Here is a 24,237-nt window from a genome sequence, read left to right on the forward strand (position 1 = left end):
TTCAGCAACCTCGACCCCTGGGGCGCGATGCTGCACTACATCAGCGATCGCATCGCGCCGTCCTTGCGCGCTTCTCCTGTACCTCCCGGCCTTCCGGCAACGGGGTAACTGCCGGATTTAGGCTGATACCGATTCCACTTTGGTCGTGAAATGACCCGTTCGTACTCACCCTTCGATACCTCAGGACAGGGTGCGCCTTACGGCGTATCGAAGTACGAATCTGACAGGCTGCGATGGCGGCACCGGGGTAGGGACCGTCCATCCTTCGATACCTCAGGACGAACGGGATTACTTCACTCAGAAGCCAGAAGTGGAATGACTCACGAGGACATCAGAAGCTCGTCCACTCCTCGTGCCCGGTGTCGGCTACAGCGGCCTTGGCGGGTGCGGGCGCAACGGGCTCGGGCTTCGGGGCGGTGGCCTGGGCGCGAACGCGGGCCAGCGTGTGCCGGGCGATGTCCCTGGCGTCCTGAGCGGGGGGCGCGACGGACGGCGCCCGGGGCAGTGATGGCGCGGCGGCGACATCGTCGCCATCCGCGAGGTTGAACACCGAGACGACCTGCGCCAGGCGCTGGGCCTGCTGCTGCAGGGACTGCGCCGCCGCCGCGGACTGCTCCACCAGCGCGGCGTTCTGCTGCGTGGTCTGGTCGAGATGGCCGACGGCCGAGTTGACCTGTCCGATGCCGTCGCGCTGCTCGCTGGCCGCGGCGGCGATGAAGCCGATGAGATCGGACACGCGCTGGATGCTCGCGACGATCTCCTTCATGGCGTGCCCGGTCTGCTCCACCAGCGCGCTGCCAGTGCCCACCGTCTCCACGGAGGCGCCGATGAGCCCCTTGATCTCCTTGGCGGCCTCGGCGCTGCGCTGGGCCAGGGCGCGCACCTCGCCGGCGACCACCGCGAAACCGCGCCCATGCTCGCCCGCGCGGGCCGCCTCCACCGCCGCATTGAGGGCGAGGATGTTGGTCTGGAAGGCGATGCCGTCGATGGTGCCGATGATGTCGGCAATGCGCCTGGAGCCCTCGCTGATGCGCACCATGCTGGACACGACCTGTTCGACCACCGCGCCGCCGCGGCCGGCCGATGCGGCGGCATCGGCGGCGAGCTGGTTCACCTCGCGCGCATTCTCGGCCGACTGGGTCACGGTCGCGGTCAGCTCCTCCATGGAGCTGGCGGTCTGCTGAAGGCTGCTGGCCATGCGCTCGGTGCGGGCGGAGAGATCATGGTTGCCGGTGGCAATCTCCGCCGACGCCATCGTCACCGAGGTGACGCCGCGCCGCACCTCGATCACGATGTCATGCAGCTGCTCGGCCATGCGGGCGATGGCCGTTATCAGCTGCCCCAGCTCGTCGCGGCGCCGAGTCTGGAGCCGGTGCGTCAGGTCGCCTCCCGCGATGGCCTCGGCCGCCTCCACGGCGTCCTTCAGCGGCCGGGTGATGGAATGCACCATCCAGGCCACGCCGGCCAGGCTGGTCATGAGCATGCCGGCGATGGCCAGCCAGCTCAGCAGCTCCACGCGGTCGGTGTGCGCCATGGCTGCCGCCTTGGCCTCGTCGCGCAGCCGCTCCTGCAGCACCACGTACTCGTCGATCCCGCCCAGGTACCGGGCCGTCGCCGGCACGAGCTCCTGCTCCGTCAGCGCCAGCAGCGCGCTGTTCTCGCCGCCCTGGCGGCTTTCCTCCACCTTGCGGATGACGTCGAGCACGGCCTGGCGGGCTTGGGCGACCTTCTCGATCGCCTGCTTCTCGGCCGGCGTCGCGGCGGTCTCGGCGATACGCGCCTGCAGCTTGTTGACCTCGGCGATGGCGTTCTTGACGCGGGGCGTGAAGGTGTCGCTGACCAGCGTCTCCGAGCTGATGGCCTTGGCCACCACGCCCTGGACGCCGGCGTCCGTGAACGCCTTCCAGCGCAGTGCCAGCGCGATCTGTTGGTCGCGCGCTTCCACCGTCGCCAGTGTCGAGGTCAAGGCAGACCGGGACAACTGCTGGGTGCCCACGGCGGTGACCGTCAGGGCCAACAACGCCGCTGCCGAAGAAATCCACAGCCGTTTGGAGACCGAAATATTGTTCAAGAAATCCATATCGCTTCAGCAAACCGGCCGGGATCGCGGGCCCGGCAACACGCACACATTTCCCCCTTCGGCTGAAGCGCTGCCTTGTTTAGAAGACTGGCTAAAAGTCAAGGGAAAACCCTGAAAACTAAAGGGAACTATGTGGGGCCGCGCGGCCCAGGGCCCTGATTCGAGGCGGCCGTTCGCGGCCGCCCGGCGCTCTTATGCCGGCTGCAATCGGGCCGTCGCGCGCGCCGCCTGGCTGGAGGCGAAGATGGAGCCGCGCTCGGGCAGCGGCGCGCCCTGCAGCGCCGCGACCCACTCCTGCGTGGCCATGACGTTGGCGAAGCCGGACTGCATCACCACCATGAAGCTCTCGTGGATCTGCCGCGCGCTCGCGGCGCCGGCCCGGTTGGCGTAAGACGGCGAGCCGGTTGCGTCGGCAAGCACCTCCGCCGCCAAGCCCAGCAGCAGTGCGTGCTTGACGGTGGTGTCCACGCAGTTGTGCGTCATGTAGCCCGCGACCGTCACGGTGCCGATGCCGCGCTCCCGCAGCCAGGCCTCCAGGTCCGTGCCCTCGAAGGCGCTGGCCTTTTCCTTCTGGACGAGATGGTCGCGCGGACGTGAGGCCACCACCGGGTGCAGCTCCCAGCCGTGCGAGCCGCGGGCGAAGATCGGCGTCCCGGGCGGCGTGCCGTGCTGCACCACCACGACCGGGATGCCGGCGGCCCGGGCCGCGTCCATGGCGTGGCCCACCTTGGCCAGCGAGCAGTCGATGTCGGGGTACCCGATGGGCAGGTTGCCGCTCACGTACTCGTTCTGTACGTCGATCACGATCAGGGCGCGGCGGGGCAGGGTGGTCATGCTGGTGTCCTCAACAGGTTGGGTTCGGATGTCGCGGCGCTTGTGGGCGGCGCGGGCCCATTGTTCGAGCGGCCACCGGCCGCGACCATCGGCCCGTATGCCAGGCGTCGATGGAATCGGGCCAATCTTCGGCCCCTGGCCTGGCCCGCAGTGCAATCCAGGCCATGCCACGCAGCGGGCGCGGACGCCGCCGGGAGGCCGGCGAGAATGGCAGGCTGTCCGTTTCCGCTCCGATCCGCGCCGCATGCCGTACCTGCTCATCGTCACCGTCCTGTGGGCGTTTTCCTTCAGCCTCATCGGGCAGTACCTGGCCGGCCGGGTGGACAGCGACTTCGCCGTGCTCGTGCGCGTCGCCATCGCGGCGGCCTGCTTTGTCCCGTTCACCGTCTGGCGCGGGCTGCCGCGGCGCCTGGTCGGCGGCTTCTGGCTGGCCGGCGCGCTGCAGTTCGGCGTGACGTACCTGTGCCTCTACCGCAGCTTCACCGTGCTGACGGTGCCCGAGGTGCTGCTGTTCACGGTGCTGACGCCGATCTACGTCACGCTGATCGACGACGCCCTGGCCGGGCGCTTCAACCGCCGCGCCCTGCTTGCCGCCGCGGTGGCCGTGGGCGGCGGCGCGATCATCCGTTTCCAACGCCTGGAGGGCGACTACCTGCTGGGCTTCGTGCTGCTGCAGGTGGCCAACGCCACCTTCGCCGCGGGCCAGGTGCTGTGCCGGTACCTGCTGACCCGCCACCCGACCGACGTCCCGCTGCACCGCTTCTTCGGCCACTTCTTCCTGGGCGCGCTGGTGCTGGCGCTGCCGTCCTTCCTGCTCTTTGGCGACCTCTCCAAGCTGCCGCAGAGCGGCGTGCAGTGGGGCGTGCTGGCCTGGATGGGGCTGTTCGCCACCGCGCTGGGCATGTACTGGTGGGTGCTGGGCAGCACGCGCGTGGACGCCGGCACGCTGGCGGTGATGAACGAACTGCACGTCCCGGCGGGACTGGTGGTGAACCTGCTGATCTGGAACCGCGACGCCGACCTGCCCAAGCTGCTGGCCGGCGGCGCGGTGATCCTGGCCTCGCTGCTGATCAACCGCAGCGGCCGGCGCGCCGCGCCCGCCGCTCAGGTCCCGCAGAAGGTCCGGTAGCCCGCCGTCACCGCCGCCGGCGCGGGCTCGGCGAAGCGGGCGTTGGCTGCCGTTTCCTCATACGGCTGGCGCAGCACCGCCAGCAGCACCTTGAAGGGCTCCAGGTCGTCCTGCTCCGACGCCGCGCTCAGCGCTTCCTCCACCAAGTGGTTGCGTGGGATCACGTGCGGATTGACGCGCCGCATGGCCGCGGCGCGCTGCGCGGCGGCCGACGCGCCGCCGCGCTCGCCCTCGCAGCGCGCGCGCCAGCGCGCCAGCCAGGCGTCGGGGGCTTGCGCCTCGGTGAAGAGGGCGCGCAGCGGCGCCTCATTCCCTTGCGCGGCGTCCGCCAGCCGCCGCCAGGCCAGCGTGAAATCGACGCCATGCGTGTGGAGCAGCGTCAGGAAATCCTCGGCCAGCGCCCGGTCGGCCTCGTCGTCGCCGGATGTGGTGCCCAGCCCCAGCTTGGCGCGCTGTCCTTGCAGCAGCGCGGCGGCGAAGAGATCCGGGAAGGCGTCGATCACCTCGGTCGCGCGCGCCACCGCCTGCGCGATGGCCGGCTCGGACTCGTCACCGGCGATCAGCGGCAGCAGCGTCTCGGCCAGCCGCGCCAGATTCCAGCGCGCGATCAGCGGCTGGTTGGCGTAGGCGTAGCGCCCGCCATGGTCGATGGAGCTGAACACCGCGGCCGGGTCGTAGGCCTCCATGAAGGCGCAGGGGCCGTAGTCGATGGTCTCGCCCGAGAGCGTCATGTTGTCGGTGTTCATCACGCCGTGGATGAAGCCCACGTTCATCCACTGCGCGATCAGCGCCGCCTGCCGTTCCGCCACGCGGCGCAGCAACCCAAGAAAGCGGTCAGGCGTGCCGCTCAGGTCCGGGTCGTGGCGGGCGATGGCGTATTCGGCGAGCTGGCGCAGCTTGTCCAGGTCGCCGCGCGCGGCGAAGAACTGGAAGGTGCCCACGCGCAGGTGGCTCAGCGCCACGCGCGTGAGCACGGCGCCGGGCAGCACCTGCTCACGCATCACCGGTTCGCCGGTGGCGGCCACGGCCAGCGCGCGCGTGGTCGGGATGCCCAGCGCGTGCATGCCCTCGCCGACCAGCACCTCGCGCAGCATCGGCCCGACGGCGGCCTTGCCGTCGCCGCCGCGCGAGAAGGGCGTGCGTCCCGAGCCCTTGAAGGCGATGTCGCGGCGCCGGCCCTGGCGGTCGATCACCTCGCCCAGCAGCAGCGCCCGGCCGTCGCCCAGCTGCGGCGAGAAGCCGCCGAACTGGTGCCCGGCATAGGCCTGCGCCAGCGGCTCGGCGCCTTCGGGCACCGTGTTGCCGGCGAAGAGGGCCGCACCCTCCGGGCCATCGAGCGCGGCGGCGTCCAGGCCCAGTTCCTCGGCCAGCGCGCGGTTGAGGAACAGCAGCCGCGGCGAGGGCGCGGCGGCCGGTTTCCAGGGCACGTAGAAGCCCGGCAGGTCGCGGGCGTAGCTGTTGTCGAAGCGGAAATTGATCGGCATGAGAGGGCAGCTGCTCAAAACACCAGTGTGACCGTTGGCCAGCGGGCCCGTCGCGCCAGGGTCGATCCGCGACGGCTCGGGTGGGAATGTCGGTGAACGGGGCAGGCCGCATGCCGGCGCCAGGGCGGCCTCAGCAGGAGACCAGATCGGTATGCGCGAAGCCCTTGGCGTAGTCCAGCACGGAAATGGCGACCGGCGTCACCCGGAAGATCCGGACTTCCGCCGGCGTCGGCATGGACAGCGACAAGCCCATCTGCTCCGGGTAGCGCTGCATGAGCAGCCGTATGGCTTTTTCGCCTTCGGCCGGATCGGTGACGGCCTCCGCGCGGGCGGCCATGGACAGGCCCGTGATCTCCATCACCTGCGAGGTGTCATGGTCGATGGTCAACGACACGCGGTCATCCCGCGCCAGGTTGGCCGCCTTCTGGCTGTCCAGTCCGCAGAGGAAGTACAGGGTGAGCCCGTCATGGGCATAGCCCACGGTCGTCACCTGCGGCCAGCCGTCCGGCCGCAGCGTGGCGATCGACATGATCCGGTGCTCGTCGAGCAGCGCGAGGATCTTGCGCTTGAGTTCCTCGTCCATCAGTCGTCTCCTTCCTGCAGCCGGAGGCGTCGGGAAAGAGACCTCATCGCGGGCTGCAGAAGGCCAATCTAGGCCCCGCGGCACGCCGTCGCTTGATGGAACGCAAGCGCGCGCGAACCGTCCAGGCCGGATGGCCTGGGCTTCGCGTTTCCGCCTGATCACCGCGCCTTCAGCTGCCGCACCCACCAGTCGCCGCTGAACTGCACCAGGCTCACCAGCGCGATGAGCACCACGATGACGACGGCCATGACGGTGGTGTCGAAGCGCTGGTAGCCGTAGCGGATGGCCAGGTCGCCCAGGCCGCCCGCGCCCACGGCGCCGGCCATGGCCGAGGCGCCGATCATCGACACCACCGTGATCGTGAAGCCGCCCACGATCCCTGGCAGCGCCTCAGGCAGCAGCACGTGCCACACGATGTGCCGGCGCCGGCAACCCATGGCCTGCGCCGCCTCGATCAGCCCGGCATCCACCTCGCGCAAGCTCACCTCGACGATGCGCGCGAAGAAGGGCGTGGCGCTGATCGACAGCGGCACCACCGCCGCCCACAGCCCGATGGTGGTGCCGGCGATGAGCCGCGTCAGCGGGATCAGCGCCACCAACAGCACGATGAAGGGCGTGGCCCGGAAGGCGTTGACGATGGCGCCGGCCACGCGGTTGAAGCGCGGCGCCGGCAGCACGCCGCCGGGCGCGGTGAGCACCAGCAGCACCGCCAGCGGGATGCCCGCCGCCAGCGCGATCAGCGCTGAAGTGCTGACCATCAGCACGGTGTCGATCAGGGCCTCGATGAGGCGTTCAATCATGATTGGCGACATGGCCCAGCTCCCTGGCTCGGTGGCAAAGCTTCAGCGCCGCCAGCTCGGCGGCGGCCGGCCGCGGGGCCGGCGTGGCGATCAGCAGGCGGCCATGGCTGTGGCCCTGGATGCGGTCGATGCCGCCATGCAGCAGCCGCACCGGGCCACCCAGCGCCGCGGCGATGCGGGTGAAGTCGGGCTCGATCCCGTCCTGGCCGGTGTAGACCAGCTCCAGCACCCGCTCGCTGCCGCCCGTGGCGGACGGCTCGGGCCGCAGGCGATGCAGCAGGTCATGGGGCAGGTCGTGCTCCAGCGGGCGCAGCAGCGCGCGCGTGGCGTCGTGCGTGGGCGCGCCGAACACGCGCCACACCGGCCCGGCCTCGGCAATGCGGCCCTTCTCCAGCACCAGCACCTCGTCGCAGATCTCGCGGATCACGCCCATCTCGTGCGTGATCAGCACCACCGTCAGGCCGAGCTGGCGGTTGATGTCGCGCAGCAGCGCCAGGATCGACTGGGTGGTCTCCGGGTCCAGCGCCGAGGTGGCCTCGTCGCACAGCAGGATCTCCGGGTGGTGCGCCAGCGCCCGCGCGATGCCCACGCGCTGCTTCTGGCCGCCGGAGAGCCGGCTGGGGTAGGTGCCGTGCTTGTCCCGCAGGCCCACCAGCGCCAGCAGCTCCGTCACGCGCTGTTCGATGTCGTCGGCTTCCGCCCCGGCCACGCGCAGCGGCAGCGCGACGTTGTCGAAGACGGTCTTGGCCGAGAGCAAATTGAAGTGCTGGAAGATCATCCCGACGCGCCGGCGCAGGCGCACCAGGCCATCCTCGTCCAGCGCGGCGAGGTCCTGGCCGTCCACCAGCACGCGGCCCTCGGTGGGCCGCTCCAGCCGGTTGATGGTGCGCAGCAGGCTGGACTTGCCCGCGCCGCTGCGGCCGATGATCCCGAAGATGCTGCCGGCCGGAATCTTCAAATTGATGCCGGAGAGGGCCTGCACCGGACCGGCCGAGGACACATAAGTCTTGCCCACCTGCTCGAAGCACACCGAGCCGCCCAGCGGTCGCGCCGTTTCGCCGGCTGCTGTGCCCTCGGCAAGCGCCGTGGCGGCGTTGGGTTCGGCCGAGGCCGACAAGGGGGCGAAAAAGGACTTCGGCTCCAGGGTCCAGGCCTTGCTGCTCATGGCGCGCCTCACTTGTTCAGCCAGGGCAGGCTGTAGAGCTTCGCGTCGTTGCCGAACAGCTGATGCACCCGGTCGCGCACGGCCTGCGACTCCTGGAAGATCTGGACGAACTTCCTGATGCGCGGGTCGTTGGCGTTGTCCTGCCGGGTCACGAAGCGGATGGCGAAGTACACGTCCGAGGCGCCGCTGTAGAGCAGGCCGTTGCTGGCCATCTGCGGCTTGCCGGCGCTGACGAAGTGGGCCGGGATGCCCTGCGCCAGGTCCAGGTCGTCGATGGCGCGCACCAGCTGCGGCCCTTCGACCTCGACGATCTTGAGCTTCCTGGGGTTGGCGGTGATGTCGTTGACGGTGCCGCGCTGGCCCAGGCCGGGGCGCAGCTTGATCAGCCCCGCCTGCTCCAGCAGCGCCAGCCCGCGGCCCTGGTTCACCGGGTCGCTGGCCACGCCGACCTTGGCGCCGTCCTTGAGCTCGCCGAAGTTCTTGATGCGGTAGGAGAACAGCCCGATGTTGGGCAGCACGCCCACGCCGGCCACGGCGAACTTGTAGCCGCGCTCCTTGATGGCGTTGTCCAGGAAGGCCTGGTGCTGGAAGTAGTTGGCGTCCAGGTCGCCGGCAGCCAGCGCGGCGTTGGGCGTGGTCCAGTCGGTGAACTCGATGACCTTCACGTCCAGTCCCTGCTTCCTGGCCTCGCGCGCGGCGGCATCCAGGGTGTCGGCATGCACACCGGCAGAGGCGCCGATCTTCAGGGCCTGGGCCTGCGCGGCGCCCCAGACGAGGACGGTGGAGAGGGCGGTGAGGAGGAGTCGGGTGGGTTTTTTCATGGTGTTGAGCAGGTGAAGTGAAGCGGGAAGTGGATTCAGCGCGCGTGGCGAAACGCCGCCGCCGCATGCCGCGCCGGCAGCCGGTCGCCCTCGCCGAACAGCTTGTGGCGCAGCGTCCCCGGCGCGTAGGCGCTCTTGTGCAGCCCGCGGTGCTGCAGCTCGGGCACGACGATGTCCACGAAGTCCTCGAAGCTCTCGGGCACGACGGTGCGGGTGAGGTTGAAGCCGTCGATGCCGGTGTCCTCCACCCAGGACTGCAACTCGTCGGCGACCTGCGAGGCGTCGCCAACCACCGCCGCGTAGCGGCCGCCGAGCTGAAAGTGCTCCAGCAGCTTGCGCCGCGTGCCGCCGAGCTGCTGGATGGCGCGGGCCGCGGACTGGATGGCGTTGGTGCTGGCCAGCTGGATCGGGTCGTCCAGGCCGTAGCGCGCCAGGTCCAGGCCGATGCTGGAGGCGAAGTGCGCCAGGCCCGCCTCCGGGCTGGCGTGGCGCACATAGTCAGCGTGCTTGTCGCGCGCCTCGGCCGCCGTCGTACCGGGCACCACGCTGATGCCCAGCACGATCTTCACGTCCTCCGGCCGGCGCCCGGCCTGCGCCACCGCGGCGCGCACTTCCTGCACCGTGCGGCGCACCGCGCCCTTGTCGTTGCCGCCGACAAACACCGCCTCGGCATGGCGCGCCGCGAAGCGCTGGCCGCGGCCCGAGGTGCCGGCCTGGTACAGCACCGGCGTGCGCTGCGGCGAGGGCTCGCTCAGGTGCACGCCCTCCACGTCGTAGTAGCGCCCGTGGTGCCGGATCTTGTGCACCCTGGCCGGATCGGCGAAGACGCGCGCCGTCTTGTCGCGCCGCACCGCGCCGTCCTCCCAGCTGCCTTCGAGCAGCTTGTAGAGCACCTCCAGGCATTCGTCGGCGCGCTCGTAGCGCTCGTCGTGCACGAGCTGGTTGTCCAGGCCGATGGCGCGCGCGGCGCTGTCGAGGTAGCCGGTGACGATGTTCCAGCCGAAGCGCCCGCGCGTGAGGTGGTCCAGCGTGGAGAAGCGCCGCGCCAGCAGGTAAGGGTGCTCGGACAGCGCGTTGACGGTGATGCCGAAGCCCAGGTGCTGCGTCGCCGCCGCCATGGCCGAGACCAGCAGCAGAGGATCGTTGATGGGCAGCTGCACCGCCTCGCGCAGCGTCACGTCCAGGTTGCCGTCGTAGACGTCGTACACGCCCAGGATGTCGGCAATGAAGATCCCATCGAACAGCCCGCGCTCCAGCGTGCGCGCCAGGCCGGTCCAGTATTCGATGGTGTTGTATTCGCTGCTGCAGTCGCGCGGATGCGTCCACAGGCCGTGATTGATGTGCCCGACGCAGTTTTCGTTGAAGGCGTTCAGGACGATGTGTTTAGGGGCCATGGCTGCTTTTTCGGGGCGGGTCGGGGCAAATGGAATTCAGGCGGCCACCGCGTCAACGGCGGCTGGAATACCGGGCAGCGCGCTGGCCGGCGCCGGAGTTTTTTCTTTCACGGACTGGTTGCGCTGGCGCTTGACGGCGGTCTGCGCCAGGCTGGAAATCACCATGTCGTTTTGAGGCGGGTTGTAGAGCCCGCACTGCACGTCCCGGAAATAGCGCTCCAGCGGCAGGTCGCGCGAGAGCGCATGGCCGCCGACGATGCTCATGGCGATTTCCACGATGCGCACCGCGTGATTCGTGACGGTGTGCTTGGCGGTCCATACCTCCTGGTGCAGCCGGTGCTGAATGTCCGGATAGCGCTCCCAGCGCTCGGCCAAGCCATAAAGCAGCGTCTTGGCGGCACCCAGCAGCAATTCGATCTCGCCGATTTTCAGCTGCACCTGCGGCGCGTCCAGGATCGGGTGGCCCAGGCTGGGCGGGCGGTGCTCCGCGGCAAATTGCAGCGTGAAATTGCGTGCCGCCGTGGCAATGCCCAAATACACCGCCGCGATCTGCAATCCGAAAGCGCGGCTGCCGGTGGTGAAGCTGCTGGGCTTGTCTTTCTCGATGTAATTCAGCAGAGCGTCATGCGGCACCAGAACTTCATCGAACTCGATGTCATGGCTGCCGGTGCTGCGCATGCCCAGGGTGTTCCAGTTTTCGATGACGTGCATGCCATCCGTCCTGGGCACGAGGAATTCCGCCTGGCGCTGCTCCCCTCCGATCCAGGCATAAATGATCATCTGCTGCAGCTCCGGCGCCGCCGAGCAGAAGGCCTTGCGGCCGGAAATCACCCAGCCCTGGGCCGTCCTGCGCGCGGTGGTGGTGGGCGGCCCGCCGCGCAGCAGATTGCCGGCGTCGCGCTCCGTGATCAGGATATTGACCAGATGGCCTTTTTGCACCACGTCGCGGCACAGGCGTTCGAATACAGGCCGCGGCCATTTCAAATCGAAGCTGAGGTAGCCGAAAGCCATCAGGTGCCAGCCCAGCGACAGGGCCGTGGAACCGCTGCCCTGGGCCAGCCGCTCCTGGAACAGCAGCAGCTCATACAGCGACAGGCCGCGCCCGCCATATTCCTTCGGTATGGTCAGTGCCAGGGCGCCGCGCTGGCGCAGCAATTCAAAATGCTCGGCGGGAAATTCACCGGATTCGTCATATCGCGCCGCGGTCTTGGCAATTTCCGCGGCCAGTTCATCGGCGTAGGTGGCCAGGGCCACGTCGCCCGGATGGCGCAGGGTCACGTCGTCGTTCGGCATGGGAGGGTGTTCAGCAACTGCAGGGGCAGCCGGGCCGGCGTCCGGCCACGGCGCGAAGGCCAGGCAACTCAGAACAGCCCGGAAACCGGCGGCTCAGTGCCCTTGAGGCGGTAGGCGCCAACCACCGCCGCCTTCCAGTGGCGCGGGTTGTGGTTGGCCACGGTGCGGGCGTTGCGCCAGTGCCGATCCAGGTTGTGCTTGCGCGCGGTGGTGGAGGCGCCGCCCACGTCGAACAGCAACTCGCCCGCCTTCAGGGCAGCGGCCGCCGCCACGTATTGAGCCTGTGCCACGTCGATGGCGGCGCGGACCACGCTTTCTTCCGTCAAACCCTCGGCCCACGCAGCATCGATGCTGTCCGCCGCGCGCAGCACCACGGCTTCGGCGGCAAATGCCTGCGCGGAAATCTCGCCCACCGACAGTTCCACATAAGGATCGTCCACCGAGCGGCTGGCCGAGCTGTGCCTGATCGGCCGCGCGTGATGCCGTGCGAAATTCACCGCATCTTCCAGCGCATTGCGCGCCACGCCGGCTTCCACCGCCGCGAGGAACAATTGGGCAAAAGGCGTGACGATGCTGCGCCGGCTCTTGCCGTCGGCCTGCAGCGGCGAGGGAATGATTTCTTCCGGGAATACCTCCACACCGTGCAGGTGCGTGGTGCCGCTGGCCGTGAGGCGCTGGCCCATGGCGTCGAAATCGTCCACCAATTCCAGCCCGGCGCGATGCCGCGGCAGCATGAATCTCACCTCGTGGCCGTTTTCGTCCAGCGCCGCGGCGCTGACCCAATCGGCATAAAGGCTGCCGGTGCTGTAGTACTTGCTGCCCTGGGCGCGGAAATTCTTGCCCTCGCGCACGATGCGCGCGCTGATGGCACCATTGGCCCCGCCGATTTCCCAGCCGGCATTGCCGAACACGTCGCCGCGCAGATAGCGCGGTAGCCAGCGCTTGCGCAGGGTTTCATCGCCGTTGGAGAGTAGGCCTTCGACAAACAGGTAACTCGGCCGCAGTGCCTGCGCGATATTCGAATCCACCGCCGCCACGTCGGTCACGAACTGCACGACCTCGCGCACCGAGGCGCCGGGGCCGCCATATTGGACCGGGATGCGGAAGGTCAGCAGCTTTTCAGCGGCGAGGCGGCGAATCTGCTCATGCGGCAGGATGCGGTTTCTCTCCCGCTCCTCGGCACCGTGCCGCAATTCGGGCAGCAGCGCGGCGGCACGGCGTTTCAATTCGGCCGTGCTCAGCGGTGTGGCTTGCGCTACCGCGGGCGGCGTTTTTTCGATCGTGATGTCGGTCATTGTGGGCTCGCGTTCGGCCGGGCCGGTTTATGGTTTATTGGAACTCGTTGGAGAGTGGCCCGCGGCACAGGCTTGAACGATCACGGCGCTTTCCCTCTTTTGAATTGAATGGGGGGGATGCTAGGGATAAGCCGGAGTGCCCGGAACGAATGCTTCTGCATACGCATATGCGGCAGGCCGTTTGCGCGTGTTTTAAAGCAGGGCTGCTCCGGTCCCATATGCCGGGACCTCATGCGGATATGCGACGGCAGGACGAACGACACGCGGGCGTCCCGGCGGTGGAGTTTTGCGGGCGTTTGGCGGCGGTGCGCGGAATTCAGGCGGCCCGAGCGCAGGCCTCGGTGTAAAGCGGGTCGAAGGGCACGTGGCGCAACTCGATGGGGAGGGCCCACGCCTGGCGCAGCCGATTCAGCACGGGGCAAGCGTGTTCCACGGCGGCATGCAGCGCCTCGATTTCGGCCCGGGATGCGGGGGACTCGATGTGCAGCACCACCCACCACTGCGTCGGCCCGGCCGGGGCGCGCGTGTGGTGGTGCCGGGCTGACGGCTCTTGCTGGCCGCCAAGGCTGACCTGCACCGCCTCTACCCGGATGCCGCGCTCGGCGGCCAGCGCCAGCGTGGTACGCGTGAGTGAGGCTCCCAGCGCGCCCAGGGCGTTGTCCAGGAAAGCGGGGGCGAGGTTGCCGCCAGGGCGGCAGAGGAGTGGTGCGGGAGCGGTCATTCGGACGCGAGGCCATGGACAGGTGACCACCTGCATTTTTCGGACGGACCCGGCCCCAGGGAACGACGCATTGGGCATGTCCATCCGCGCTTTGTGAGGGAGGCCAACGGCCCGTGACGCCCGCGTTCTCGCCCGTCGCGGCGTGGCGGCACAGTGGTTGCCTGTCCCGGGGTTCACTCGACATGAACACAGGAGCGCAACCATGGGCTTGCTGGACCAGATCCTGGGCGGACTTGCTGGAATGAATGCGGGGCGCGGTGCGCCGACGGGCATGGGTGGCGGTGTGGGCCCGCGCGACTTGAGCCCGGGCGGCTTGGGCCGTACGGGCGGTGGCGTCAATCCGCGCGTGCTGATGGCGCTGCTGCCCATCGTGCTGCAGCTGCTGTCCAACCGGCGCCGGGGCGGTGGCCTGGGGGGCGGCATGGGCGGCTTCGGCCTGCCTGGCGGCCTGGGCAGTGGAATGGGCGGACTCGGCGGGCGTGGCGGTGGATTGGGCGGGCTGGGGGGCTTGGCAGGCCTGGGTGGCCTGGCCGGGCTGCTGGGCATCCTGGCGCAGCGCGGCTACGGGCAACAGGCGCAGTCCTGGGTAGGCACCGGCGCCAACGAGCCGCTGCCGCCGGACGCCGTCTCGCAACTGTTCGAGCCGCAGCAGCTTTCCGAGATCGCCAGCGAGGCCGGCGTGAGCGAGGACGAGGCGCGCCTGGGCCTGTCCGAGCTGCTGCCGGAGGTGGTGGACCGCTTCACCCCCGAAGGCCAACTGCCCGGCGAGGACGACCTGCACAACAGCATCGATGACTTCGTGAGGCGGCTGGGCGGTTGAGTAGGGTCAATGGGCGCCGTCGTACGGCGGCGCCTGTTTCAGGTCGTACTTTGAAATTCACATGAGTCGCTGCTGAAGTCCGAGGGCAATTGAGGCGCGCAGTGGCGAGAGTCGGCAAAAGCCTCTGATACGCTCCCCGCCGCACCGGTTGACGGGAGCTGTATTTCGGCCGGGTCTATCCAAAACCAAGAAGATTCATGTCCCGAGCCCTTGCGCTGCTTTTGTCCTCCCTGATGCTTGTTTCCGGCTGCACCAGCCTGCAGCGCCTGTCCCATGGTTTCAGCGACCGGGCACCGGAGCCCTTGGCCTTCAATTACCCGGACGGCGGCAGCAGCATTTATTACGATTTTTCGCTCGGCCCCCAGGCCCAGCCGGAAACCGTGGTGTTTTTCTACGGCGGCAGCGGTTGCCCGAGTTGGAAATACGTAATGCCGGATTACGTCCGGGGTTTTGCCCTTCCGGCGCGGGTGTTCGTGCTCAACAAGCGCTTCGTGAGTGACCGCAGCACCGGGTTGTTCGGCTGCGAGCGCGGATTCCATGCGTCGAACCACCCGGCGCAATGGGCGGCCGACTATTCGGCCTTCATCAGCGCGCGCCTGGAGTCCCTGGAGTGGCAGCCGCGCCACGTGGTGCTGGTGGGCGTGTCCGAGGGTGCGCTTCCAGCGGCGCGGGTGGCACGGACGCATCCGCGCGTCACGCACCTGGCCCTCATCGGTGCAGCCGGCTACTCGATGCGCCGGTCCCTGGCCGTGCTGAAGGACAAGGGCGCCATCGGTTTCGACGTGGCCGCCGGCGCTGCGGAAATCGCCACCGCCCCCCGCAGCCTCGACAAAGCCTGGTACGGCCATCCGTACCGCTGGTGGAGCGAGGTGCTCGACCTGGACATCACCGAGGACCTGCTCGCGCTGGACAAGCCGGTGCTGCTGGGCATCGGCGAGGCCGACCAGAGCGTGCCGGTGGAATCGGCCCGCTTCCTGGCCGAGAAATTCGATGCCGCCGGCAAGCGCCATCTCAGCCTGAAGATTTATCCGGGCGCGGACCATCGCCTGAACGCGCCGGACCGGGCTTATCGCGACGAGTTCTTCGCGACGCTGGCGCACTGGCTGCGCCAGGCCCCGGCCGTTCCGGCACGGAGCGCGGCGGCCGAAGCCCATGCCCGGCCTTGAGGCGGCCGTCCCCGGCGTGCCGCGCGTCGCGGCTTTCCATCCGCGCCGGGTGCGCTGGCCCTCGGCGCTGGGCGCGCTGGGCATCACCGGCTTGTTCCTGTGGCTGCTGGCGCCCGCGTCGCGCGGGCCCGCGCGGCCGATGCCGCAGCCGGTGCGGGTCATCGAGTTGGCGCTGCTGCCGGCCGCGCCGGTGCCGGCCGCACCGCCGCTCCTGCCTTCACGCGCGGCGCCGGCACGGCCGCCGCTGCCGCAGGCCCGCCCACCGGCCGCTGCCTTGCAGGCCGTCATCCCGCAGGCTGCGCCGTCCGTCGCGCCGCGGGTTGAAGTTGCGGCGCCCGCGGTGGAGGAGCCGGCCAGCGCGCCGCTGCGTCTGGATGGCCGGGTGCTGCGGCAGGCAGCGCGCGACAGCGCCGGCGTGGGGCAGGCGCTGCGGGCGGAGCGCCAGGACGGGCGCTCGACCGAGCCGCCGCCGACGGCGCTGGAGCAGGACATTGCGCGCGCGGCGCGGCCCGACTGTGTCGGTCCCAACGCCCAGGGCTCGCTGCTCACCTTGCCGCGCCTGGCACTGGATGCGCTGTCCGGGCGCTGCCGGTAGGCGCCGCGCCGGCGCGCGGACGGCTCAGGGCTGGCGCTGCGCCAGCGCGGTGTCGTAGCGGTAGAGCGCTTCGATGCCGTCGATCTGCTCGCGCGCCCGGACCTGCAGCGGGGTGTAGGGCATGCGCAGCACGGCCTGCAGCCCGGTGCGCAGCGCCTCCAGGTCGCCGGACTTGAGCTCGATGTAGCTGTCGAAAGCCATCAGCCGCACGCGGTCCGAGGGGCCGGTCCGCATCAGGTCCAGCAGCAGCGGCTCCGGCAGCAGCCGGCCCTCGGCGCGAGCCTGCAGCAGGCCCTCATGGCGGCGCTGCTCGTCGCCCTCGCGCAGGGCCCGCTCCAGGGCATCCGCGTCCCGTTCGCCTTGAGAAACCGGCAGGGCCGCGGCGCTGCCCATGCAGGCCGGCGCCAGCCGTGCGCCCTGGCGGCACAGCTCGGCCACCAGCCACACTGCCGGGCGGTGCTGCACCTGCACCGTGACGCTGCCGTCGGCATGCAGCCGCACCGTCTCGGGCGCCGCTTCCGCTGCGGCCTGGGGGTAGGCCAGGACCGACAGGGGCTGTGGCCGCCGCGCCGCTGCGGCGTCGGCAGCAGCGGCCGTGGGGCCGGCGGCGGACGGCGTGTCCGGCGCATGCAGCACCCAGCCCGCGGCAGCGGACACCAGCATCAGTCCCAGGGCGCCCAGACCGTGAACAGCGTTCATGCCCGTCTCCTCGATGCTGCGCAGCGCGTCCGGCGCCGCGATGGTCGGGCCGGAAAACGCTGGCCGTGCTGAGTGGCGATGGTCGTCCTGGCGGTTCAAGGCGCCAAGTGACCGCGCCGGTGTCGTGGCGAAGGCGGCCGGGCCGCCGCGTCAAGGTTGCGGGTTCGCCGCGAGGGCGCCCGGCGCCGCGGCCTGGGGCGCGCTTGCCGCGTCTTCCGCGGGCTGCCCGAAAGCCAGCAGGGAAAAGCCCGGCGCGGTGGACGGGATCACCGTCACGGGCTGCCGTGGCGCGTCGGGCTCCTCGGAGGCCAGTGCCATCCAGCCCGCGGCCAGCAGCGGCACCGCCAGCGCCAGCACGCTCATCTTCTGCACGAGGTTCATGGCTGCTCCTGTTCGTCCTGCACGGGATGCCTGCACAAGGGCGTGGCGTCCGCCGCTGCGCAAGGTACGCGTGCCGCGGCGCGGGCACATCGTCCGGGCGATGTAGTCCGCCGGCGTTCGGAGGAGGGGCCCGGCGGCGCATCCGGCGAGGCCGGCTCGTCCGCCGGGGGGAGGCGCGCCTCCCCCCGTGGGGGGCTTAAGAAAGCTTTAGGTTTCGCTGAGGAAGCATTTAAGAAACGGCCGCGGCGCCGCTGCCTACAGTCCGCTCCACGTTGAACACGCCCTGCACGGGCGCCTGATGCGAGGAGCAAGACCATGACGATTTCAACGCCCGCTTCGCGCGCGGCCATGCCGCTGGATGGTGGCGCGCGCAACCTGAAGGAGCTTCCGGCGCGCCGCTGGGCCGCGCTGGGCATCGACGAGAAGCTGCTGCGCTGCGCCGTGCTGTATGCGCTGCTGGGCATCGGCATGGGCCTGGCCATGGCCGGCTCGCACGACGGCACCAACCGCGGCGTGCACGTGCACGTGAACATGCTGGGCTGGGTCTCGATGGTGCTGATGGCGCTGGCCTACCGGCAGTTCCCGCGCATGGCGCACAGCCTGCTGGCGCGGGCGCACTTCTGGCTGCACAACCTGGGCTTGCCGGTGATGGCGGCGGGCATCTACATGGTGCTGCACCAGCTGCCGCATGCCGAGCCGGTGGTTGCCGGCGGGTCGATGGCCGTGGCGGCCAGCTTCGCGTGCTTCGCGCTCAACGTCTGGCTCAATGCCTTCAGCCCGCGGGAGGCCGCATGAACGCCGTCGAGCTGCTGGAGCGCATGCTGCTCATCCGGGCCTACGAGGAGCGCCTGGCGGCGCTGCAGAAGCAGGGGCCGGCACCCATGAGCTGTTCCTCGCAAGGCCAGGAGGCCAGCGCCGTGGGCGTGATGGCGGCGCTGCGGGCGCAGGACCGCATCCTCACCAACCACCGCAGCGCCGGCCACCTGCTGGCGCGCGGCGCCGACCCCGGGCGCATCCTGGCCGAGGTGCTGGGCAAGGCCGCGGGCTACTGCCAGGGCAAGAGCGGCTCGCTGCACATTTCCGTGAAGGAGCTGGGCGTGGTGCTGACCTCCACCATCGTCGGCGGCGAGCTGTCCATGGCGCCGGGCGTGGCGCTGGCGATGCAGATGCGCCGGGAGCCCGGCGTGGTGACCTGTCTTTTCGGCGACGGCGCGGCCTGCGAGGGCATCTTCCACGAGTCGCTGAACCTGGCCACGGTGTGGCGGCTGCCGATCCTCTACGTGTGCGAGAACAACCAGTGGCAGGCCTTCGTGCGCCGCCAGGAGGCGATGCGCACAGAGCATGTCAGCGACTGGGCCAAGGGCTATGGCCTGCCCACCCGCGTGGTGGACGGCAACGACGTGGGCGCGGTGCTCGATGCCGCGCAGGCCGCCGTGGCGCACATCGAGTCCGATGGCGGACCGTACCTGCTGGAGACCTGGACCTACCGCCAGCGCGGCCACTACTCGGGCGACACCGAGGCGCACATCAGCGCCGAGGAGCGCGCGCCCTGGCTGGCACGCGACCCGATCGAGCGCCAGCGGCAGCGCCTCGCCCACGAGGGCGTACTGGACGCGGCGGCCTTCGAGGCGCTGGCGGCGCGGGCGCGGGGGCGCATAGAGGGCGCGCTGGCCTTTGCGCAGGAAGCGCCGTACCCGTTGCCGGATCAACTGCTCACCGACGTCTACGCCTGAGGAATGCCATGAAGACGATGAACGCACAGCAGGCCCTGCACGAGGCCCTGTTCGAGGAGATGGCGCGCGACGAGCGCGTGCTGCTGATGGGCGAGGGCGTGGCCACGCTGCGGCCCGAGCTGGTGCAGGCCTACGGGGCCGATCGCGTGCGCAACACGCCGCTGTCGGAGGCGGTCATGGCCGGCTGCGCCGTGGGCGCTGCGGCCTCGGGGCTGCGGCCCGTGATCGACCTGCTCTACGCGCCCTTTCTCACCTACGCCATGGACGCGCTGGTCAACAGCGCCGGCAAGCTGCGCTACATGTCGGGCGGGCAGTTCAGCTTCCCGCTGGTGGCGCTGGCGCAGACCGGCGCGGGCTGGGGCGTGGGCGCGCAGCACTCGCACAACCTGGAAGCCTGGTTCGTGCACAGCCCGGGGCTTAAGGTGGTGATGCCGTCCACGCCGGCGGACCTCAAAGGGCTGCTCAAAGCCGCGATCCGCGACGACAACCCCGTCATCTTCCTCACCGACATGACGCTGGCCTACGAGCCGGGCGAGGTGGCGGAGGACGCGCAAGCCGCGCTGGTGCCGCTGGGCCGCGCGGCGCTGCGCCGCGCCGGGCGCGACGTGACGCTGGTGTCCTATGCCAAGAGCGTGCGCACCTGCCTGCAGGCGGCGGACACGCTGGCGGGCGAGGGCGTCGAGGCCGAGGTGATCGACCTGCGCTCGCTGAAGCCGCTGGACCTGGACAGCGTGCTGCGCTCGGTGCGCAGGACCGGCCGCCTGGTGGTGGTGCACGAGGCCGGGCCGCTGTGCGGCGTGGGCGCCGAGGTGGCGTCCTCGGTGGCGGAGCTGGCCTTCGATGCGCTCAGGGCGCCGGTGCGCCGCGTCACCAGCGCCGACGTGCCCACGCCGGCCAGTTTCATGTTGGAGCAGGTCTTCGTGCCGCAGGCCGTGCAGGTGGTGGCGGCGGTGCGGGAGGCACTGGCGCCGCGGCGGGAGAATGTGGCGGCTTGAGCGGGTGACTCACTCGATCAGCACCAGCCGCAGCGGCCGCGACACCTCCAGCGCGAAGCGGCCCCGGCCCGTCTTGCGCATGTGCACGCAGGCGCTGCGCTCGGCCAGCCGGCGCTGCAGCAGCACCAGGCGCGCCTCCAGGTTGTCGGCGATGTCGGGCAGGGCCAGCTCCGGGTCCAGGCGCAGCTCGCGGTTGCTGAACTGGTCGCGCCCTTCGCGCTGCAGCGCCTGCAGCAGCTTCCACAGGATGGCGCCGGCCAGGCCCTTGATCAGGTAGTCGTCGTCCAGGAACACGCTGTGGTCGGCGCGGAAGTAGCGCACCTGCAGCGGCTTGCCCTGCGTCGCCCTGGCCCCGGCCGCTTCGGCCGCGCTTGCGGCTTCGAGCGTCGGGGCCATCGCCCGGGCCGGCGCGGCCGGCGGCGGCGGCGCCTCGGCGCCGGGCTCGCAGGCGGCCTCGGTGGCGAGGCTGCGCGCCATCCAGCCGAACTGGTGCGCCAGGATCTGCAGCGTGTCCTCGTCGTCGTAGCTGAAGCGCAGGTCCTCGGGGCTCTCCACGTAGAGCACGCCGTAGAGCGATTGGCCCGCCAGGATGGGCACGGCCATCTGGCTGCGGCACTCGGCCAGGCCAGGCATGGGGATGGCCGTCTCCAGCTGGTGGTGCAGGCCCAGCGCGGCGGCGCTGTCGCGCACGGCCTTGCCGTAGATGTACTCGCTGGTCATGTGCGAGATGCGGATGGGCGTGCGCTCGCGCGCGGCCACGCCGATGACGCCATGTCCCATCGGGATCTCCGAGCCCACGCCCGACTGCTCGTAGCCGCGGCTGGCCACGGTGAAGAGCCGGTCGCCGCACTCGTCGAGCTTGAGGATCATCTGGTGCTCGATGCCGCAGATGCCCTGCAGCGCGGTGAGCGTGTTGTCCAGCAGCTCGTCGAGGTCGCGGCTGGCGTTGAGCGCGGCGGCGAGCTGGCGCAGCCGCGGCAGCTGGTCCGGCGTGGCCAGTGCCGGCGCCGGCGCGGGGCTGGGCACGGGATCGACCTGCAGCACCTCGTACACGTCGGCGCCCAGCAGCTTGAACACCTCGGCCATGCCGGTGTGCGAGGCGATGCCGGCGAGCTTGGCCTTCATGCTTTCGAACAGCGCGCCGCTGGTCTCGGTGCGCAGGTAGCGCACCTGCAGCCGGTAGCTGTGGCCGGTGTAGGGGTCCACCACCTTCAGCACTGCCCACGGGTTGGCCAGGATGTTGCGGCGCGTCTTGTTGAAGAACTGGAAGGTCAGCGCCACGTGGCGCGCATCCACGTACTGCACCTGCGACAGGTACGTGACGTTGGGCACCCCCTCGGGCGAGCAGGTGGCCAGCACGCTGGGGACGGCGCCCTCGAAGCAGTTGCGCAGCGGGGTGATGCTGATCGTGCCCATGGCGCTCGCTGTGCTCATGCCGCGCCGCCTTCCTGCTGCCGCCCGGCCTGCGGCCCCGGCGTCTGGTCGAACACGCACTCGGGCGTGAAGCTCACCGCCACCATGCGCTCCGGGTCCACCGCCATGTAGGCCTCGCTGAAGCCGCGCTCGTAGCCCAGGCGCATCACGCCGTCCACGAAGCGCGCGCAGTAGGCCTGCACCAGCGCCAGCTCCTCGGGGCCGGCCGGCGCGATGGCGATGTGGCTGCCCTTGATCTGGATGGAGGCCTCGGTCTCGGGCAGGCAGAACACGGCCGCGACCTGGTCCTGCGTCACGAGGTGCTGCAGCAGCGGCCCGGCATCGGCGCGGCGTACCCAGATGGTCAGGCGCCGCCGGTCCGGCGCGACGCGGCAGGCGAAGCCGCGCGCGGTGCTGGAGCGCCCATCGGCGCCGCAGGAGGCCAGGTCGATGGCGACCTCGCGCTCGATGAAGGCGACGGTGGCGTCGCTGAGGAGGGATATCGACATGGCGGTCAGGGCGCGAAAGAGGCCTTCCCATTCTGTAGGAAGGCCTCGATGCGCCCGCCGCGGCGGTACGCCGGGCGGCTCAATACGGCCCGGCCGGCTGCTGCTGCTGGGCCGTCTCGGCGTCCAGGCGCGCGGCGTCGTCCATTTCCTCCAGCTGCGCGCGGGCGCGCGCCTGCAGCGCCGGATTGGGGATACGCATCACCTCCTGCAGCGCGGCGCGCATCTCCTCCTCGGTGCCGGAATGGGCCTCGACGTAATCCTCGAAGGCCTCCATGCGCACGTTCTCGGAGGGGTCGGACTGCATCAGCGACTGCAGCGTGGCGTCGGGCAGCGGGCGCCCCTGCGTGCGGGCCTGCACCAGCGCCTGTTCGGACGAGAGGGCGCGCGGCGCCGCAAGAGTGTCCGCGCCGGCTGCGGGCGCGGCCGAGGCCTGCGGCGCTGCGGTGCCGCAGCCCGGCAGCCCTTGCGCGCCCTGGCGGCACAGCTCGGCCAGCACCCAGGCCGGCGGCCGATGCTGCACGCGCAGGCTGGCGCTGCCGTCGGCATGCAGCTCCACCAGGTCGCCCTCGGTGCCGACGGTCTGCGGAAAAGCCAGCAGCGAGCCGCCCGGCGTGGCCGATGGTGCGGCCGGCGTCGCCTGCGCCGCCGCCGCTGCGGTGGCCTCGGGCTGCGGCAGCTCGGTCCAGTCATGCAACAGCCAGCCGCCGCCGCCCGACACCAGCACCAGCGCCAGTGCCCCGATCCCGTTCCTGAGCTCCATCGCGACTCCTTGCCCCCGCGGACTGCTCCGCCTGCGGCAGGGATAGACCGGCCGGGTGCGGCTGTCCAGCCATGCCCCTGTTGCCGTTGGCGCTGGAAGTAACACCGGCGCAGCAGCGCCGCCGTCGGCGCCGTTGACCATGGCAGGGCGCCGGCCCGGCGGGCCGGCGCATCCGTTCCTTGTCACTGGAAGGAGCTGCCATGCGTCTCATGCTTTCCCTGCTGGCCGCCACCGCGTTGCTGGGCGCGGCCGCACCCGCGCCGGCCCGCAGCCACCTGGGCCAGGAGCCCCCTGGCGACGTGCTGATCGAGCGCGACAAGCTGCAGTGGGTCTGGGCTGCGCCCTGCGCGACCCTGGAGCCCTCGTGTGACGTGCCATTGCGGCATCACGCCTTCCGTATCCCGACGCAGCGGGACTGGCACGCCAGCTTCAACGACCTGCTCGACCTGGTGCAGGCCTTCACGCTGTCCGACGGCGCCCCGCGCTGCGGCTCGCCCTGGTTCAGCCCCAGCTACGACCACTGCGACCTGGGCGACCTGCAGATCGGCGCCGTCTGGCGCTCGGCGTTCTGCATCCCGGGCTACGTCGATGGCTGCAACAACCGGGCCTCGGAGTCCTTCCTGGTTCGGGCGGTGCCCGAGCCGCAGAGCCTCGTGCTGATGGCGGCGGGGCTGGTGCTGGTGGGTTGGCGGACGCGCCGAGGCATGAGGCCTGCGGGCTGATGCGCACCCGGCCGCAACGCCGGCGCGCGGCCCTCCGGGTGTCAGGCATGTCCGCTGCCTCCAGGGTGTCCCTTGCCGCCGGGCGCGGCCTGGCGGGCCTGGGCTACCCTGCGCGGCAGCGCATTGTCTGGAGGATGGGATGGGTGATTCCTGGTGGCGCAGGCGTCCCGAGCCACGCGTGCTCGGGGCGCTGCTGGCGGCGGCGGCGGCGCTGTGGCTGTTCATCGCGCTGAGCGAGGAGGTCGGCGAAGGCGAAACCCACGCGGTGGACCGCGCCATCCTGCTGATGCTGCGCAACCCGGCCGATCCCTCCGACCCGCTGGGGCCGCGCTGGTTCGAGGAGTTCATGCGCGACCTCACCGCGCTCGGCGGCCATGGCGTGCTGGGCCTGCTGCTGCTGGCCGTGTCGAGCTTCCTGCTGCTGGCCGGGCTGCGGCGCACGGCGGCCTGGGTGCTGGCGGCCTGCCTCAGCGGCGCGCTGCTGTCCGACCTGCTCAAGGGCTTCTTCGCCCGCCCGCGCCCGGACCTGGTGCCGCATGGCGCTTACGTGCTCACGTCCAGCTTCCCCAGCGGCCATGCCATGCTGTCCGCGCTGGTGTACCTCACGCTGGCGGCGCTGGTGGCGCGGCTGTTGAAGCGGCGACGGTTGCGGCTGCACGTGATGACGGTCGCGGTGCTGCTGACCCTGCTGGTGGGCATCAGCCGCGTCTACCTGGGCGTGCACTGGCCCAGCGACGTGCTGGCCGGCTGGGCCATCGGCGCGGCCTGGGCGCTGGCTTGGTGGGGCATCGCGCAATGGCTGCAGCCCCGGCCCGGGACGGGATCAGGGGAGCAGTGAGGCCCCG

Annotated in this window: 25 protein-coding genes; 9 read left to right on the forward strand and 16 right to left on the reverse strand. The window is 70.5% G+C overall.

Annotated features, from left to right (window positions below):
- Positions 1-331 precede the first annotated feature (331 nt).
- Both HHL10_RS31285 and HHL10_RS28170 read right to left on the reverse strand, forming a co-directional pair.
- A complete protein-coding gene (locus HHL10_RS31285) occupies positions 332-1,966 on the reverse strand; it encodes a methyl-accepting chemotaxis protein (RefSeq protein ID WP_310734695.1) in 1,635 nt (544 codons plus the stop codon).
- A 306-nt stretch (positions 1,967-2,272) separates the two neighbouring features.
- Entirely contained in the window at positions 2,273-2,914 is a 642-nt protein-coding gene (locus HHL10_RS28170) for a cysteine hydrolase family protein (protein ID WP_169163757.1), read from the reverse strand.
- A 244-nt stretch (positions 2,915-3,158) separates the two neighbouring features.
- On the opposite strand from HHL10_RS28170, the gene HHL10_RS28175 reads away from it, so the two are divergent.
- Complete coding sequence (locus HHL10_RS28175; protein WP_169163758.1) at positions 3,159-4,043, forward strand: DMT family transporter; 885 nt, start codon at positions 3,159-3,161, stop codon at positions 4,041-4,043.
- Here HHL10_RS28175 and HHL10_RS28180 read toward each other — a convergent pair.
- From HHL10_RS28180 to HHL10_RS28220, 9 genes are all read right to left on the reverse strand, one after another.
- Positions 4,019-5,527 (reverse strand): protein adenylyltransferase SelO, encoded by a 1,509-nt coding sequence (locus tag HHL10_RS28180; RefSeq protein ID WP_169163759.1) that lies wholly within the window; start codon positions 5,525-5,527, stop codon positions 4,019-4,021. The genes HHL10_RS28175 and HHL10_RS28180 overlap by 25 nt on opposite strands.
- Before the next feature lie 130 nt (positions 5,528-5,657).
- Positions 5,658-6,110, reverse strand: a complete 453-nt coding sequence (locus HHL10_RS28185; RefSeq protein WP_169163760.1) for a pyridoxamine 5'-phosphate oxidase family protein — start codon at positions 6,108-6,110, stop codon at positions 5,658-5,660.
- Between the two features lie 158 nt (positions 6,111-6,268).
- Positions 6,269-6,922 carry a methionine ABC transporter permease gene (locus tag HHL10_RS28190; protein WP_169163761.1) on the reverse strand — a complete coding sequence of 218 codons (654 nt, stop codon included), beginning with the start codon at positions 6,920-6,922 and terminating at the stop codon, positions 6,269-6,271.
- Positions 6,903-8,075, reverse strand: coding sequence for a methionine ABC transporter ATP-binding protein (locus tag HHL10_RS28195; RefSeq protein WP_169163762.1), 1,173 nt, complete (start codon positions 8,073-8,075; stop codon positions 6,903-6,905). Before HHL10_RS28195 ends, HHL10_RS28190 begins: the two co-directional genes overlap by 20 nt.
- 8 nt (positions 8,076-8,083) lie before the next feature.
- The gene (locus tag HHL10_RS28200; protein WP_169163763.1) at positions 8,084-8,896 is read right to left on the reverse strand and encodes a MetQ/NlpA family ABC transporter substrate-binding protein; all 813 of its coding nucleotides are present in this window, start codon (positions 8,894-8,896) and stop codon (positions 8,084-8,086) included.
- A 35-nt stretch (positions 8,897-8,931) separates the two neighbouring features.
- Positions 8,932-10,290 (reverse strand): LLM class flavin-dependent oxidoreductase, encoded by a 1,359-nt coding sequence (locus tag HHL10_RS28205; protein ID WP_169163764.1) that lies wholly within the window; start codon positions 10,288-10,290, stop codon positions 8,932-8,934.
- A 36-nt stretch (positions 10,291-10,326) separates the two neighbouring features.
- Positions 10,327-11,583, reverse strand: a complete 1,257-nt coding sequence (locus tag HHL10_RS28210) for an acyl-CoA dehydrogenase family protein (RefSeq protein WP_169163765.1) — start codon at positions 11,581-11,583, stop codon at positions 10,327-10,329.
- 68 nt (positions 11,584-11,651) lie between these two features.
- Positions 11,652-12,878 carry an acyl-CoA dehydrogenase family protein gene (locus HHL10_RS28215; protein ID WP_169163766.1) on the reverse strand — a complete coding sequence of 409 codons (1,227 nt, stop codon included), beginning with the start codon at positions 12,876-12,878 and terminating at the stop codon, positions 11,652-11,654.
- Between the two features lie 316 nt (positions 12,879-13,194).
- Complete coding sequence (locus tag HHL10_RS28220) at positions 13,195-13,599, reverse strand: OsmC family protein (RefSeq protein ID WP_169163767.1); 405 nt, start codon at positions 13,597-13,599, stop codon at positions 13,195-13,197.
- Between the two features lie 202 nt (positions 13,600-13,801).
- On the opposite strand from HHL10_RS28220, the gene HHL10_RS28225 reads away from it, so the two are divergent.
- The 3 genes from HHL10_RS28225 (at position 13,802) to HHL10_RS28235 (ending at position 16,180) form a co-directional block, all read left to right on the forward strand.
- Positions 13,802-14,419, forward strand: coding sequence for a YidB family protein (locus tag HHL10_RS28225; protein ID WP_169163768.1), 618 nt, complete (start codon positions 13,802-13,804; stop codon positions 14,417-14,419).
- A 197-nt stretch (positions 14,420-14,616) separates the two neighbouring features.
- Complete coding sequence (locus HHL10_RS28230; protein ID WP_169163769.1) at positions 14,617-15,585, forward strand: alpha/beta hydrolase; 969 nt, start codon at positions 14,617-14,619, stop codon at positions 15,583-15,585.
- On the forward strand, positions 15,572-16,180 hold the full coding sequence (locus HHL10_RS28235) for a hypothetical protein (protein ID WP_169163770.1): 609 nt from the start codon (positions 15,572-15,574) through the stop codon (positions 16,178-16,180). The genes HHL10_RS28230 and HHL10_RS28235 overlap by 14 nt, the downstream gene beginning before the upstream one ends.
- 24 nt (positions 16,181-16,204) lie before the next feature.
- On the opposite strand, the gene HHL10_RS28240 is transcribed toward HHL10_RS28235, so the two are convergent.
- Both HHL10_RS28240 and HHL10_RS28245 read right to left on the reverse strand, forming a co-directional pair.
- Positions 16,205-16,879, reverse strand: coding sequence for a hypothetical protein (locus tag HHL10_RS28240; RefSeq protein WP_169163771.1), 675 nt, complete (start codon positions 16,877-16,879; stop codon positions 16,205-16,207).
- A 150-nt stretch (positions 16,880-17,029) separates the two neighbouring features.
- Positions 17,030-17,260 (reverse strand): hypothetical protein, encoded by a 231-nt coding sequence (locus HHL10_RS28245; RefSeq protein WP_169163772.1) that lies wholly within the window; start codon positions 17,258-17,260, stop codon positions 17,030-17,032.
- A gap of 315 nt (positions 17,261-17,575) precedes the next feature.
- On the opposite strand from HHL10_RS28245, the gene HHL10_RS28250 reads away from it, so the two are divergent.
- The 3 genes from HHL10_RS28250 to HHL10_RS28260 are packed head-to-tail and all read left to right on the forward strand — an operon-like array spanning position 17,576 to position 19,988.
- Positions 17,576-18,055 (forward strand): hypothetical protein, encoded by a 480-nt coding sequence (locus HHL10_RS28250; protein ID WP_205833261.1) that lies wholly within the window; start codon positions 17,576-17,578, stop codon positions 18,053-18,055.
- Positions 18,052-18,993 carry a thiamine pyrophosphate-dependent dehydrogenase E1 component subunit alpha gene (locus HHL10_RS28255; protein ID WP_169163773.1) on the forward strand — a complete coding sequence of 314 codons (942 nt, stop codon included), beginning with the start codon at positions 18,052-18,054 and terminating at the stop codon, positions 18,991-18,993. Before HHL10_RS28250 ends, HHL10_RS28255 begins: the two co-directional genes overlap by 4 nt.
- A gap of 8 nt (positions 18,994-19,001) precedes the next feature.
- Entirely contained in the window at positions 19,002-19,988 is a 987-nt protein-coding gene (locus tag HHL10_RS28260) for an alpha-ketoacid dehydrogenase subunit beta (RefSeq protein WP_169163774.1), read from the forward strand.
- A 9-nt stretch (positions 19,989-19,997) separates the two neighbouring features.
- Here HHL10_RS28260 and HHL10_RS28265 read toward each other — a convergent pair whose 3' ends face one another.
- The 3 genes from HHL10_RS28265 to HHL10_RS28275 all read right to left on the reverse strand — a co-directional run bounded on the left by HHL10_RS28265 (position 19,998) and on the right by HHL10_RS28275 (position 22,670).
- On the reverse strand, positions 19,998-21,422 hold the full coding sequence (locus HHL10_RS28265) for a GAF domain-containing protein (RefSeq protein WP_169163775.1): 1,425 nt from the start codon (positions 21,420-21,422) through the stop codon (positions 19,998-20,000).
- A complete protein-coding gene (locus HHL10_RS28270; RefSeq protein WP_169163776.1) occupies positions 21,419-21,910 on the reverse strand; it encodes a pyridoxamine 5'-phosphate oxidase family protein in 492 nt (163 codons plus the stop codon). Before HHL10_RS28270 ends, HHL10_RS28265 begins: the two co-directional genes overlap by 4 nt.
- Before the next feature lie 79 nt (positions 21,911-21,989).
- Positions 21,990-22,670 (reverse strand): hypothetical protein, encoded by a 681-nt coding sequence (locus HHL10_RS28275; RefSeq protein WP_169163777.1) that lies wholly within the window; start codon positions 22,668-22,670, stop codon positions 21,990-21,992.
- Between the two features lie 200 nt (positions 22,671-22,870).
- Between HHL10_RS28275 and HHL10_RS28280 the strand changes: the two genes are divergently transcribed.
- On the forward strand, positions 22,871-23,392 hold the full coding sequence (locus tag HHL10_RS28280; RefSeq protein WP_169163778.1) for a PEP-CTERM sorting domain-containing protein: 522 nt from the start codon (positions 22,871-22,873) through the stop codon (positions 23,390-23,392).
- A gap of 139 nt (positions 23,393-23,531) precedes the next feature.
- Entirely contained in the window at positions 23,532-24,230 is a 699-nt protein-coding gene (locus HHL10_RS28285; RefSeq protein WP_169163779.1) for a phosphatase PAP2 family protein, read from the forward strand.
- Positions 24,231-24,237: the final 7 nt, after the last annotated feature.

The sequence above is a fragment of the Azohydromonas caseinilytica genome, assembly GCF_012927045.1.
GTDB classification, from domain to species: Bacteria; Pseudomonadota; Gammaproteobacteria; order Burkholderiales; family Burkholderiaceae_C; genus Azohydromonas; species Azohydromonas caseinilytica.